The 13,477-nt window shown below is 69.5% G+C and carries 9 protein-coding genes; 5 read left to right on the top strand and 4 right to left on the bottom strand.

The window, feature by feature from the left end; all coding sequences use genetic code 11:
- Window positions 1-20 precede the first annotated feature (20 nt).
- The 3 genes from H6G99_RS03535 to H6G99_RS03525 are packed head-to-tail and all read right to left on the bottom strand — an operon-like array spanning window position 21 to window position 2,555.
- Entirely contained in the window at window positions 21-956 is a 936-nt protein-coding gene (locus H6G99_RS03535; RefSeq protein WP_190609926.1) for an oxidoreductase, read from the bottom strand.
- Between the two features lie 37 nt (window positions 957-993).
- On the bottom strand, window positions 994-1,587 hold the full coding sequence (locus tag H6G99_RS03530; RefSeq protein ID WP_190609924.1) for a DUF4334 domain-containing protein: 594 nt from the start codon (window positions 1,585-1,587) through the stop codon (window positions 994-996).
- 14 nt (window positions 1,588-1,601) lie between these two features.
- Window positions 1,602-2,555, bottom strand: a complete 954-nt coding sequence (locus H6G99_RS03525) for a helix-turn-helix domain-containing protein (RefSeq protein ID WP_190609923.1) — start codon at window positions 2,553-2,555, stop codon at window positions 1,602-1,604.
- A 725-nt stretch (window positions 2,556-3,280) separates the two neighbouring features.
- Here H6G99_RS03525 and gad point away from each other — a divergent pair.
- From gad to H6G99_RS03510, 3 genes are all read left to right on the top strand, one after another.
- Entirely contained in the window at window positions 3,281-4,678 is a 1,398-nt protein-coding gene (gene gad, locus H6G99_RS03520; protein ID WP_190609922.1) for a glutamate decarboxylase, read from the top strand.
- Between the two features lie 87 nt (window positions 4,679-4,765).
- The gene (locus tag H6G99_RS03515) at window positions 4,766-7,162 is read left to right on the top strand and encodes a cation-translocating P-type ATPase (protein WP_190609921.1); all 2,397 of its coding nucleotides are present in this window, start codon (window positions 4,766-4,768) and stop codon (window positions 7,160-7,162) included.
- 234 nt (window positions 7,163-7,396) lie between these two features.
- On the top strand, window positions 7,397-8,968 hold the full coding sequence (locus H6G99_RS03510) for a B12-binding domain-containing radical SAM protein (RefSeq protein WP_190609919.1): 1,572 nt from the start codon (window positions 7,397-7,399) through the stop codon (window positions 8,966-8,968).
- 37 nt (window positions 8,969-9,005) lie between these two features.
- Here H6G99_RS03510 and recN read toward each other — a convergent pair whose 3' ends face one another.
- Window positions 9,006-10,724: a DNA repair protein RecN gene (gene recN, locus H6G99_RS03505; RefSeq protein WP_190609918.1), complete on the bottom strand. Its 1,719-nt coding sequence runs from the start codon at window positions 10,722-10,724 to the stop codon at window positions 9,006-9,008.
- 164 nt (window positions 10,725-10,888) lie between these two features.
- Here recN and H6G99_RS03500 point away from each other — a divergent pair, with 164 nt between their 5' ends.
- Together H6G99_RS03500 and H6G99_RS03495 are read left to right on the top strand one after the other, a co-directional pair.
- Window positions 10,889-12,781 carry an ABC1 kinase family protein gene (locus tag H6G99_RS03500; protein WP_094586349.1) on the top strand — a complete coding sequence of 631 codons (1,893 nt, stop codon included), beginning with the start codon at window positions 10,889-10,891 and terminating at the stop codon, window positions 12,779-12,781.
- 37 nt (window positions 12,782-12,818) lie between these two features.
- Complete coding sequence (locus H6G99_RS03495; RefSeq protein WP_190609916.1) at window positions 12,819-13,433, top strand: alpha/beta hydrolase; 615 nt, start codon at window positions 12,819-12,821, stop codon at window positions 13,431-13,433.
- Window positions 13,434-13,477: the final 44 nt, after the last annotated feature.

Here is a 13,477-nt window from a genome sequence, read left to right as displayed (position 1 = left end):
GGGATGGCCCTGGGACAGGCTCAGGCCAAGGCCGGCAGTGGTGCGGCGGCGGCGCAGAGCTCCAGGCTCGCGTCCCAGAGGCGCCGGCACTGGTCGGCATCGAGGGCGGCCGGGGCGATGCGCACCTCGGTGGGCCAGCCCCGCATGCCGCCGAACTGGTCGGGGCCGTAGTGGCCACCGGGCTTGGCCTCGGGCGCGGTGGCGGCGAACAGCTGGGGCAGGGCCCCCATGGCGGCGCTCTGGAACAGGGGATCCATCAGCCGGTAGGCGAGGGGCTCGAGGCGGGAGCCGGTGGCGGCGATCGAGGCGGGCTGGAGATTGGTGCGGGCGATGCCGGGGTGGGCGGCCAGGGAGAGAACGGGGCTGCCCTGGTCGGCGAGGCGCCGCTGCAGCTCAAGGGCGAACATCACATTCGCCAGCTTGCTCTGGCCGTAGGCCCGCCAGCGGTCGTAGCGGTGCTCGCCCTGGAGGTCGTCGAAGGCGATGCGGCCGAAGTACTGGGCCCCGGAGGTGACGGTGACCACCCGGGCACCGGGCCGGTCACGCAGCAGGGGCAGCAGGGCGAGGCTGAGGGCGAAGTGGCCCAGATGGTTGGTGCCGAACTGGAGCTCGAAACCCTGGCGGGTGAGGCGGCGTGGCGGCGCCATGACGCCGGCGTTGTTGATCAGCAGATCGAGGCGGCCGTAGCGCTCGGCGACGGTCCCGGCGGCGGCGGCCACGCTGGCCAGGTCGGCCAGATCCAGGGGCAGCACGTCGAGGGCGCCGGTGGAGGCCGCGGCGGTGAGCAGCTCCTCGCGGGCCTGTTCCGCCTTGGCCAGGGAACGGCAGGCCAGCAGCACGGTGGCGCCGCGGGCCGCCAGGGCCCGGGCCGTTTCCAGACCCAGACCACTGTTGGCACCGGTGACCAGGGCAATCCGGCCGGACTGGTCAGGGATGTCGGCGGCGGTCCAGCGCATGGCGATCGGGAAGCGAAAAGCGTTTGGGGGAGAGCCGTCAGCCGGAGACGTCCTCCTTCGCTGAAATCGTAACGGAATGTGACGGACCCGGTCCTTCGCGGCGCAGCAGGAAGAAGAAGGGGGTCTCCATGCCCTTGAGGTCCATCACCCCCAGCACGGTGTCGTCGTCCACCTTGCGGAAGACATCGTTGATGGGCAGGTGGTCGTACTGCATCGTGGCGCTCTCCACGCCGCGGTAGCGGGTCATCCGCAGCCGGGCCCCGGAGCGGCGGGTGCTGAACAGGGGCAGCAGCAGCTGGAACAGACGGCCGGCCAGCGGCGCGGTGGGGATCGGCACACGCCCGCTCAGGCGCAGCCCCGGCCCCATGGCCCTCGGCTCCAGGCAGGTGAGGCCGCCGCCGAGCGTGTGGAACACCAGCGGATGGACCTCCTCGGCGCTGTCGAAGCGCTTGCCATGCCAGTGGAAGGCCTCCAGGGCGCCGTCGAGCGGGTGGCCGGTGGGGACGCTCTCCCCCGTCCAGGCTCCGAGCATGAACGCGACCTCCACCGGAGGGAGGGCATCGAAGCGGGCGAAGGCCGCCTCCATGGTGCTGGTGGTGCTGGTGCTGCTGGTGGCGGGGGGCGAACCCATGCCGGGTTCCGGCGTCAGGTCTCCATTGTCCGGCGCCGACGGGTGCCGCGCGGGGATTCCCCCCAGCGGCGGCGGTAGTCGGCAGCGGTGCCGCCGCAGGCCAGGAGTCCGGCAGCCTGCATCAGCTCGGCGATGCTGCGGTGGTCCTGGTCGGCCTCCAGCAGGAGCTGTCGCAGGCGGCAGAGGCGCAGCCGCTTGGCCTCCGCCATCGGCGAGCGCCCCAGTTCCTCCTGGAAGCCGTACTGCAGGTTGCGGACGGAGAGGCCCATGGCCCGGCTCAGCTCCTCAATGCGGAAGCGGTGGGTCAGGTGCTCCTGGATCCAGTCGCGGGCATCGGCCACGGCCTGGCGCCGACGCCGGGCGGTGATGCGTTCAGGGCCCTGGTCGCTGTCGGGGGGGTGGCACCACTGGTGCAGGGCCTCCTCCAGGGCCGCGGCGGCATGTTGCGAGCCCCCCGGCTCCCAGGCGGCGGCCCGGGCCAGCTGCAGCCCGGCCGCGATCAGCTGCCGGCTGGCGTGCCCCTGGTCGAGCAGCGGAGACGGCGGCGCCGCACCCCGGAGAAAGGGCTCGGGAATCAGGATCGAGAGACCGGTGATGGCATCGCTGGTGCGCCCCCGCATGGCATCGCCCGGGCGGAACAGCAGGGCCATGCCGGGTTCCGCCACCCGCTCGACACCGTTGATCCACTCCTGGGTCAGCCCCCGGAGCGGTATCCAGAGCACCCCGTGGCCGCATTGCTCCCGCTGCAGTTCCAGCCGGCCGCGACCGCTGAGCAGCAGCACCTGGAACTCCTCCACGGCGCCGCAGCGGATCTGGGCCTCGAACGGCGGCGAGCCCGGCAACAACCGGCTGCGGTGATGGCCGAGGGTGCTGGCCACCAGGCTGTCCCACTGGCCGAACGCCCTGGTGTGCAGAACCGTGCGCAGGCCCGGTGCGTCCAGCAACTGCCGCGGTTGCAGACCGGCCAAGGCGCTGGTGCGTGTGTCTCTGTTCTACAGCGACCAGCACAGGGCGTCCCGCTCGCCAATCAAGAGACTTGCCTTTCTCTCACATCGGCATCCACATGTGCCCATGAAAATGCATTGTCTTCTGGATTGAGTTTCACGCGGTGGTTACGGATGTCCTGCTCGACAAGATGCAGGGGGTTTTCCCCATGGATTGTTCGTGGCCTGCTGAGCATCCTTCCGCTCCGGGGGCGTCAGCCGCCGCTGGGCCCTGTTGCTGGATGCCTCCAACACCCAGGCGTCCGAGGGGTTGGAGTCTCGGCTCTCCAACGACTGGAAGATGGGCGGCGTCTTCGGCTACGGAACCAGTGGACTGTCCACTGACCAGTTCAGCAACGTGTCCATCGATACCGATCCAATCGCCCCTTCAGTTCGGGACGATGGATCGCACCGCCCAGGCGCGATGGTCTGGCCATGGCCTCAACCTGGCCTTGAGCTCTGAAGTCGATTGGGTGCTGAACCCGGATCACTGACGCTTCTGGGTCAGAACCGCGTCGCCAGTGCCTTGGACGTGGGCGGTTCCTTCTGGAGCAATGGCAACGGGATCTCCTGGGGCGGTGGGCTGCGGTGGGGGTTCGGGGGGCTCCCGGGGGCGGGGACACCGCCGCTTCCCCTTGAAGGGTGAAGTCGGCGGCACGGGCCCAGCGCGCTCCTAGCCTGAACCGGCCAGGTGAGCGCCGGTGCGATTGATGACCCTCCACGACAGAGCGGCGGCCCGATACTCCCTGGAGGACGACATCTACTCCTCCTCCGATCTCTCGGTCACCCTGCCGAAGAGCCATTTTCCCAGCAAGGAACACAACCCCCGCGCCGTGTTCGCCGCGATCCGCGACGAGCTGATGCTGGATGGCAATTCCCGCCAGAACCTGGCCACCTTCTGCCAGACCTGGGTGGAGGACGAAGTCCATGCCCTGATGGATCTGTGCATCGACAAGAACATCGAGGACAAGGACGAATATCCCCAGACCGCCGAGATCGAAGCCCGCTGCGCCCGCATGGTGGCCGATCTCTGGCACGCCCCCGCGGTCGACGACGCCATCGGCTGCTCCACCACCGGCTCCAGCGAGGCCGCCATGCTCGGCGGCCTGGCGATGAAGCGCCGCTGGGAAGCCGAGCGCAAGCGGCAGGGACAACCCAGCGACAGGCCCAACCTGGTGACCGGGCCGGTGCAGATCTGCTGGCACAAGTTCTGCCGCTACTGGGACATCGAGCACCGCGAGATCCCGATGGAGCCCGGCCAGCTGATCCTCAGCCCCGAGGCGGCCCTGCGTTACTGCGACGAGAACACCATCGGCGTGGTGCCCACCCTGGGGGTCACCTTCACCGGCCAGTACGAACCGGTGCAGGAGCTGGCGGCCGCCCTCGATGACCTGCAGGCCCGCACCGGCCTCGACATCCCCATCCACGTGGATGCCGCCAGCGGCGGCTTCCTGGCCCCCTTCTGCGCCCCCGAACTGGTCTGGGACTTCCGCCTGCCGCGGGTGCGCTCGATCAATGCCTCCGGCCACAAGTTCGGCCTGGCACCCCTGGGCGTGGGCTGGGTGCTGTGGCGGCAGACCACTGACCTGCCCGAGGAGATGGTGTTCTGGGTGAACTACCTGGGCGGCAACATGCGCGACCTCACCCTCAACTTCTCCAGGCCGGGGGGCCAGGTGGTCTGCCAGTACTACAACTTCCTGCGCCTGGGCCGGGAGGGCTACCGCAAGGTGCATGCCGCCTGTTACGCCACCGCCCAGTACCTGGCGAGGGAGATCGGCAAGATGGGCCCGTTCGAGATCATCTACGGCGGCGAGGATCAGGCGGGCATCCCCGCCCTCTGCTGGAAGATCCGGGAAGGAAGTGAGGTGAACTTCAACCTCTACGCCCTCGCCGACCGCCTGCGAGTACGCGGCTGGCAGGTGCCGGCCTACAGCCTGCCGGCCCACTGCGAGGGGATCACCGTGCAGCGGATCCTGGTGCGCCACGGCGTCAGCCGGGATCTGGCCGATCTGCTGCTGGAGAACATCCGCCAGTCGCTCGACTTCTTCGCCAGCCACCCCGGCCACTCCGCCCTCAGTGAGGCGACCGCTTCGGGGTTCCACCACTGAGCCGGACCAGCGTTGAGGTTGGTGTCATCGCCGCCTCGGCCGCGGCGCCCTGCCCAGGTTGGGGAGTGGTGTCGCTGACGGATCCCGATGAACTGGCTCGAGCCCACCACGTTGCTGCTGCTGGCCTGCGGCCTCCTCTACGGCCTGATGGGGGAGTGGGTCGATGGGGCGATCCTGCTGGCCTTCGTGCTCGGCATCGGCCTGCTCGATGCCGTCCAGCAACAACGCAGCAGCCACGCCCTGGCGGAACTGGCGCGCCTCTCGGCGCCCCGCGCCCATGTGCGCCGCGATGGTCAGGAGCTGGAGCTCGCGACCGACCAGGTGCGCCTGGGGGACCAGCTGCGCCTGGAGGAGGGGGATCGGGTGGCCGCCGATGCCGCGCTCACCGAAGCGGTGGGGCTGTGGCTGGATGAGTCCCTGCTGACGGGGGAATCCCTGCCGGTGGCCCGCACCGAACCGGGGGAGCGGGTGCTGGCGGGGTCGCTGGTGGCGGGGGGACGGGGCTGGGCGACGGTGGTGGCGGTGGCAGAGGCCACGGAACTGGGCCGGCTCGGCAAGAGCCTGGCCACGGTGCAGCCGCCGCTGACCCGCCTTCAGCGCCAGACCCGCCGGCTCACCTCCCGCCTCACCGTGATGGCCCTGGCCCTCTGCGCCGCCCTGGCCGTGATCCAGGGAGCGTCGAGCGGCGACTGGCCCCGGGCCCTGCTGGCGGCCCTGGCCCTGGCCCTGGCGGTGCTGCCCAACGAGATCCCCGTGGTGCTGGCCCTGTTCCTGGCCCTCGGCGCCCTGCGCCTGGCCCGGATCGGGGTGCTGGCCCGCTGGCCGGCGGCGGTGGAGAGCCTGGGCAGCGCCACGGTGCTCGCCGTCGACAAGACCGGCACCCTCACCGAGAACCGCATGGGGGTGCAGCAGCTGCTCACCTGGCCGGACCTGGAGATCTGGCAGGCCGGCGCCCGCTTGGAGGAACCCTTTCACCAGCTGGTGGAGCTGGCGGTGCTGGCCAGCCGGGGCGATCCGGTGGATGCGATGGAACGGGCGATCCAGCGCCTCGCCACCGACCAGCTCGACGGCAGCGAGCACCTGCACCCCGACTGGCCGCTGGAACGGGAGTACCCGCTGCAGAGCGATCTGCTGGTGTTCTCCCGCCTCTGGCGGGACGGCGATGGGCAGCAGCAGCTGGCGGCCAAGGGGGCCCCCGAGGCGGTCGCCGATCTGTGTCATCTCGATGCCGCCGGCACCACCCGCCTGCTGGCCGCCGCCGATGGGCTGGCCCGCCAGGGGCTGCGGGTGCTGGCGGTGGCCCGCGGCCTCGATGGCGCCCCCCAGCACGACCCACCGCCGCCGTCGGCCGCCACGGAGCCGGCCGCCGCCGCCCACGACTACCCCTTCGAGCCGGTGGGCTTCCTGGCCCTGGCGGACCCGCTGCGGGCGGAGGTGCCGGCGGCGATCGCCACGGCCCGGGGCGCAGGGGTGCGCGTCGTGATGATCACCGGCGACAGCCCGGTGACGGCCCGCTCAATCGCCGATCAGGCGGGCCTGCCGCCGGGACCGGTGCTCACCGGCCCCGAGCTGGAGGCCCTCACCCCGCAGGCGCTGGCGGCCGGCATCGGCGCGGTGTCGGTGTTCGCCCGGGTGATGCCCCAGCAGAAGCTCCAGCTGGTGCGCGCCCTGCAGGCCGCCGGTGAGGTGGTGGCCATGACCGGGGATGGGGTCAACGACGCCCCCGCCCTCAAGGCCGCCGACATCGGCGTGGCGATGGGCCAGCGGGGCACCGCCGTGGCGCGGGAATCCGCCGACCTGGTGCTGCTCAGGGACACTTTCAGCGATCTGGTGCTGGCCCTGGAACTGGGACGGCGCGTCGATGCCAACCTGCACCGGGCGCTCGGCTACACCCTGGCGATCCACCTGCCGATCGCCGCCCTCGGCCTGGTGCCGCTGCTGCTGCCGGGCCAGGCCCTGATCCTGCTGCCGGTGCACATCGCCCTGCTGCACCTGGTGATCGATCCGGCCTGCACGGTGGTGTTCGAGGCGCTGCCGGCCACGCCGGGGCTGATGCGGCAGGCGCCCCGCCCGCCGGAGGCCCCCCTGTTCGGCCCCGACACCTGGCGCCACTCCCTCACCCAGGGGGCCGTGGTGATGGTGGCGGCCCTGGTGCTGGCCTTCTGGCCCGACACGGACACCGAATCACGCCGCAGCCTGGTGTTCTCGCTGCTCCTGCTGGCCGGTGGCGGACTGGTGTGGCTGAACGGGGATCCCCGCAGCCGCATCACCGCCGCCGGTGCCGGCATCGGCCTGGGGTTGTGGCTGCTGCTGATGGCCACTCCCCGGTTGCAACGGCTGCTGAGCCTGGCATCCCTGCAGGCTTCCCAGATCGTCACGCTACTGATCACCACCGCAGTGGCCCTTCTGCTGGCGGCGGTGGCGGATCGCTGCAGGTTGAGGCCGCCAATCTCCAAGCCAGCGAATCATTTTGAAAACCGTTGAAGGAACCAAAGGAATGATCCAAAAAATTCAATCACTACATCTTGGCCATCTTCCAAACACTCCGCAATCGGCAGCAGCTGAGATCCCGCCATCGAGTGGCTCCCGTCGGCAGCTCCTGGCCCTGGAAGGATGCCAGGGCCTCGGCTGGAATGGAAACGCGCGCTTTCCGTGCTAGGACAGATTTTATCTGGTTAGATTCTGCTGAAACTCAGCGCCAGCCATGGATACCCAAGCTTGAACGTTCTGCTCGTCTACCCTGAATTTCCGAAAACATTTTGGAGCTACGAGAAGATCCTTGAATTGGTGAACCGAAAGGTTCTGCTGCCACCACTCGGCCTGATCACTGTCGCCGCCATTCTGCCCCAGGATTGGGATTTCAAGCTGGTAGATGTCAATATCAGGCCCGTTTCAGAGCAAGAATGGCAATGGGCTGATCTGGTGATCATGTCAGCGATGATCGTCCAGAAAGACGACATCATTCGCCAGATCAATCTGGCCAGACACCACGGCAAGCCGGTGGCTGTTGGGGGGCCCTACCCAAGCTCAACTCCCGAGGAACTCGTTGCCGCTGGGGCCGACTTCCTGATTCTGGATGAAGGCGAGATCACCCTGCCCCTGTTCGTCGAGGCCTGGAACCGTGGCGAAACAGGCGGCCGTTTCAGCTCCGAGGGCGTGAAACCGGATGTCACCGCCACACCCATCCCCCGCTACGACCTGCTCGAGCTCAGTGCCTACGACTCAATGAGCGTGCAGTTTTCGCGCGGCTGTCCCTTCCAATGCGAATTCTGCGACATCATCGTGCTCTATGGCCGTAAGCCCCGCACCAAGACGCCGGAGCAACTGATCAGCGAACTCGATCGCCTCTACGCCATCGGCTGGCGTGGAGGCGTGTTCATGGTGGATGACAACTTCATCGGCAACAAGCGCAACGTCAAGATGATGCTCACAGCCCTTGAGCAATGGCAGAGGGACCGTGGGTTTCCGTTCCGCTTCGATACGGAGGCCTCCCTTGATCTGGCTGATGACCAGGAGCTCATTGATCAGATGCTGGCCTGCAACTTTGCGGCCGTCTTCATGGGCATCGAGACACCGGACACGGACAGCCTGGCCGCCACGATGAAGTTCCAGAACACGCGCTCACCCCTGCTCGAATCCGTCGACAAGGTGACGCGCTCAGGCCTGCGGGTGATCGCAGGATTCATCATCGGCTTTGATGGTGAAAAGGAGGGCGCTGGCCAGCGGATCGTCGCCTTCTCGGAAGCCGCGGGGATCCCCACGACCACTTTCGCCATGCTGCAGGCGCTGCCCCATACGGCCCTTTGGCACAGGCTGGAGAAGGAAGGGCGCCTGATCGACAAGGTCGGCAACATCAACCAGACCACCCTGATGAACTTCGTGCCGACCCGGCCGGTGGAAGGCATTGCCCAGGAGTATGTGGAGGCGTTCTGCCAGCTTTACGAACCCCACAGGTATCTCGATCGGGTCCATCGCTACTTCCTGAAACTCGGCCCCCCCAGGGTGAAGAGCACCTTCAAGCTTCCCGAGCTGGCGGTGCTCCGGGCACTGCTGATCGTCTGCTGGCGCCAGGGTCTCAAACGCTCCACCCGTTGGGCCTTCTGGCACCACCTGTTCCACATTCTCTGGGCCAACCCCAAGGTGGCGGAGCAATACCTCGCTGTCTGCGCCCACAACGAGCATTTCATGGAGTATCGAGACATCGTGCGGCTGCAGATCGAAACCCAATTAGCCGCCTATGGCCATGAACAGGAGCTGGCTCGCCATCGGCCCATCGCCGTAGCCAACTGAACGGCCGGATGTTCAGTCGCGGAGTCAGAAGTGGAGCTCAAGCCGCCCGTCTCCCCTTCTCGGGTTCGCTCGTGCCCTCAACGCCCAGCAGGCTGGCGGCATAGCTGTGGGCCTCGCCGGAATCACCGCCGGCCAGTTCCGCCAGCTCCGCCTGGCGCTCGCGAGTGTCCCGCAGGTGGGACACTCGCGTGTGGGTGAGGCCGGCCTCAACGCTCTTGCTGACCCGGAAGTGGTGCTGGGCCGCGGCGGCCACCAGGGGCTGGTGGGTGATGCAGAAGACCTGGCGCTGCTCGGCGAGACGCCGCAGCAGCTGGGCCATGGCACCGCTGACGCGGCCGCTCACGCCCGCATCGATCTCATCGAACAGCAGGGTGACGTGGGGGTCGGCCGCGGCCAGGCAGGTTTTAAGGGCCAGCAGGAAGCGGCTCATCTCACCGCCGGAGGCCACCTCCACCAGGGGCGCCGGCGGCTGGCCCGGGTTGGCGGAGAACAGGAACTGCACCGCATCGGCCCCCTCCTCGCCGGCCTCGGCGGGGCTGAGGGCCACGGAGAAGCGCACGTTGGCCAGGCCCATGGGCCGCAGGGCCGCCATCAGCTGCTCCTCAAGGCGCCGGGCGGCGGCGGTGCGGGCCTGGGTGAGCACGGCATTGGCCCGATCGCGCCGCTGGCGGGCGGCGGCTTCGGCGGCCTCCAGGCCCGCCAGGGCGGCCTCGGCATCCGCGCCGGCCAGCTGCTCGCGAAGCTCGTCGCGCCGGGCAATCAGTTCGGGCAGGGACTGGCCATGGCGGCGCTCCAGGGCCTTGAGCTGGGCCATGCGCTCCTGCAGCAGGGCCAGGCTGTCGGGGTCGCTCTCCAGCAGGGAGCCGTAGCGATCGAGGTCGCGGGCCAGATCCTGCAGCCCGGCGAGGGCGTCGGCGCAGGCCCCGTGCAGCGGCGCCACACCGGCATCGAGGCCGGCCATGGTCTGCAGCTCCTGGTCGCAGGCCGCCAGATGATCCAGCACCGAAGGGGCGGCCTCGGCCCCCTCCACCAGCCGGCCGATCAGGGCCATCACGCCCTCCTGGAGGCGCACCGCGTGGGCCAGCCGGTCCTGTTCGCCCTGGAGCCGCTGGCGCTCGGCGGGGTCTTCCAGCGCCGCGGCCTCCAGCTCCGCCAGCAGCTCCTCCTGCCGCTCCCGATCCCGGGCGAAGCGCTCCCGGTCGGCGCGGGCCCGCGCCAGGGCATCGGCCTCCCCCTTCCAGCCCTGCCAGGCGGCACGGGTGGCCTCCAGAAGCGCGGCCAGCTCCTCGCCGGCGAAGCGATCCAGCCAGCGGCGCTGCTGGCCGGGGCGGCCCAACTGCTGGGTCTGGCCCTGGACGGTGAGATCGAGCAGCAGGGGGCGCAGCTCCAGCACCTGGCTGCGGCTCACCACCACCCCGTTGAGGCGGTGGCGGCTGGTGAGCCGGTCGTCCTGGAGGCGCCAGTCGCGGCTGAGCAGCAGTTCGTCGTCCTCGGCGTCGAGTTCCTGGCGCTCCAGCCAGTCGCGCACCGGTGCAGCCAGGCTGAAGCTGGCCTCGATGCGGCCCCGCTCGGCGCCGCGGCGCAGCAGTCGGGCCCCCTGGCTGCCCTGGGCACCGCCGAGCAGGGCATCGAGGGCATCCAGCAGGATCGACTTGCCGGCGCCGGTCTCGCCGGTGAGCACCGTGAACCCGGCCGAGAACACCAACTCCAGGCGCTCGATCAGGGCGATGTTCTCGAGGCGCAGACCCGTGAGCACCCAGGCCTCCGGCGAGCGATCGGTACGTGGCCCGACCGTAGCGGCTGTGACTTTCGTTTAGAAGGGGGTTTCGCCTGCCGGCGCCGCGGCGGTACCTCCCAGCCATGGTTTCCTCCCCCCCCGCCCCCGCCGCGACCCCCGAGCGCCCGGGCGCCACCGTCGAGATGGGCGTCGAGATGGGGGACTTCCTGGAGGCGGCGGGCCTGCTCAGCTACGACCCGGCCGCCATCACCCGCATCTACGCCGGCCACCCGATGCGCCTGGCCCGGCGGGTCTGGCAGACCCTGGTACCGATCGGCCTCTATCTGCTGGGGGTGGGCTTCGACTGGTTCACCGGCCAGCTGGCCAACCCCGCCCGGGCACGGGAACGGGCGCGGGAGTGCGCCGAACTGCTGGTGGCCCTCGGCCCCGCCTTCATCAAGGCGGGCCAGGCCCTCTCCACCCGGCCCGACATCATTCCGCCGATCCTGCTCGAGGAGCTGGCCCAGCTGCAGGACCAGCTGCCGGGCTTCGACAGCGCCCTGGCCATGGCCTGCATCGAGGAGGACCTCGGCGCTCCGGTGGAGACGATCTTCGCCTCGCTGGAGAAGGAGCCGATCTCCGCCGCCTCCCTCGGCCAGGTGCACCGGGGTGTGCTGATGAGCGGCGAACGGGTGGCGGTGAAGGTGCAGCGGCCGGGCCTGCGGGAGCAGATCACCCTCGACCTCTACATCGTCCGCAACATCGCCGGCTGGCTGAACAAGAACGTGGGCCTGATCAAGAGTGATCTGGTCGGTCTGATCGATGAACTCGGCAAGCGGGTCTTCGAGGAGATGGACTACATCAACGAGGCCACCAACGCCGAGACCTTCGCCCGCCTCCACAGCCACAACCCCCGCATCGCCGTCCCCGCCATCTACCGCCAGGCCACCAGCCGCCGGGTGCTGACGATGGAATGGATCGACGGCGTCAAGCTGACCAACCTGGAGGCCGTGCGCGCCCTGGGGGTGGACCCCGACCAGATGGTGGAGGTGGGGGTGAACTGCAGCCTGCAGCAGCTGCTGGAGCACGGCTTCTTCCACGCCGATCCCCACCCCGGCAACCTGCTGGCCCTGCCCGACGGGCGCCTGGCCTACCTGGATTTCGGCATGATGAGCGAGGTGTCGCGGGAGGCGCGCACCGGGCTGATCCAGGCGGTGGTGCACCTGGTGAACCGCAATTTCGGCGCCCTCTCCAAGGACTTCGTGCAGCTGGGCTTCCTGGGGGAAGCGGTGGACCTGGAGCCGATCGTGCCGGCCTTCGAGACGGTGTTCGGCCAGGCCCTGGAGATGGGGGTGAGCCGCATGGACTTCAAGGCGGTCACCGACGACCTCTCCGGGGTGATGTACCGCTTCCCCTTCCAGGTGCCGCCGTACTACGCCCTGATCATCCGTTCCCTGGTGACCCTGGAGGGCATCGCCCTGAGCGTCGACCCGGACTTCAAGATCCTCGGCGCCGCCTACCCCTACTTCGCCCGCCGGCTGATGGAGGATCCCGATCCCGAGCTGCGCCGCAGCCTGCGGGAGATGCTCTACGACGGCGAGGAGTTCCGCTGGCAGCGGCTGGAGAGCCTGGTGGCCAGCGCCTCCCTGCAGGACCAGCTGGACCTCGATGGCCTGCTCGACCAGGTGCTCGATTTCCTCTTCTCCCCCAACGGCGGCCTGCTGCGCCAGCAGCTTGTCGATGCACTGGTGCAGCAGATGGATGCCCTGGCCTGGAACACCACCCTGCGCCTCGGCCGCCGGCTTCCGCCCCGCCTGCTGCCGCCGGGGTTGCGGGCCCTGCCCCCCAGCGCCGCGACCCCGCCGCTGCTGGACCTGGAGCCGATCCAGGAGCTGCTGGCCATCCTGCGCGACCTGCCCGGCTTCGAGCCGTCGCTGCTGCTCAAGCGCCTGCCGCGGGTGCTGGGGGAGCCAGATCTGCGCCGCATGGGGCTGCAGGTGGCCAAGGGTCTGGCGGAGAGGGGCGTGGTGCACCTGCTGCGCGATGTGCTGGTGACGCCGGCGGTGCGCCAGGCCGCCGGTGTCAGCGGTGCCTGAGATCCGTAGAGTCGATCGAACCCATAGGGAGACAAGCGTGAACAAGCGGCGAAGGCTCGTGGCCGCTGTCCTGGGTCTGGGGCTGTGCTGCTCGACTCCCGCGGCCATGGCCACCGAGAACCTGGTGTTCACCAGCGGGGCCTTCCGGCGCTCGATTCCGGTGGCCGACCTGGAGCACCTGGCCACCACCGGCGAGGCCAGGGGCCTGCTGGCCGACGTGCTGCGGCTGGGCCGCCAGGACCCCAAGCAGGTCAGCAAGCTGCTGAACGAATCGGTGAAGCTGCCGATCGTGCTGATGAGCCGCCTGCTCAACACCCGCATCGGTGAGGCGATCCTGGCCCGCCTGGCCCGGATCCTGTTCCCCCTGCGGGCCCCGGAAGCCGGCGTGCCCGCCCTGCGCGCCGCCATGGTGCTGGGCACCTACGAAGGCAAGGGGTCGCTGTCGGCCATCACCTTCCTGCGGGCCTACCCGACCCGGGAGCTGGAGGTGAGCATCCCGGCCCTGATGGGGCTGGCCTCGAAGGCCTCCTCGATCAGCGAGCTGGTGCGCTTCTTCTCCGAGTCCCCCCTCGACGGGCTGCGGGGCAACGAGCCCCAGGCGGCCCCGGCGCCGTCAGCCGCCACGCCGGCCCCCACCGCCCCTGCCCCCTGACGCCCCAGACCGGAGCCCTACATTGACGTCAGCCTCGCCGCTGT

The organism is Synechococcus sp. FACHB-909 (assembly GCF_014698945.1).
In the GTDB taxonomy this organism is placed as follows: domain Bacteria; phylum Cyanobacteriota; class Cyanobacteriia; order PCC-6307; family Cyanobiaceae; genus Cyanobium.
The sequence above is the reverse complement of the archived record's forward strand: the minus strand, read 5'-3'. Positions and strand labels throughout refer to the sequence as shown.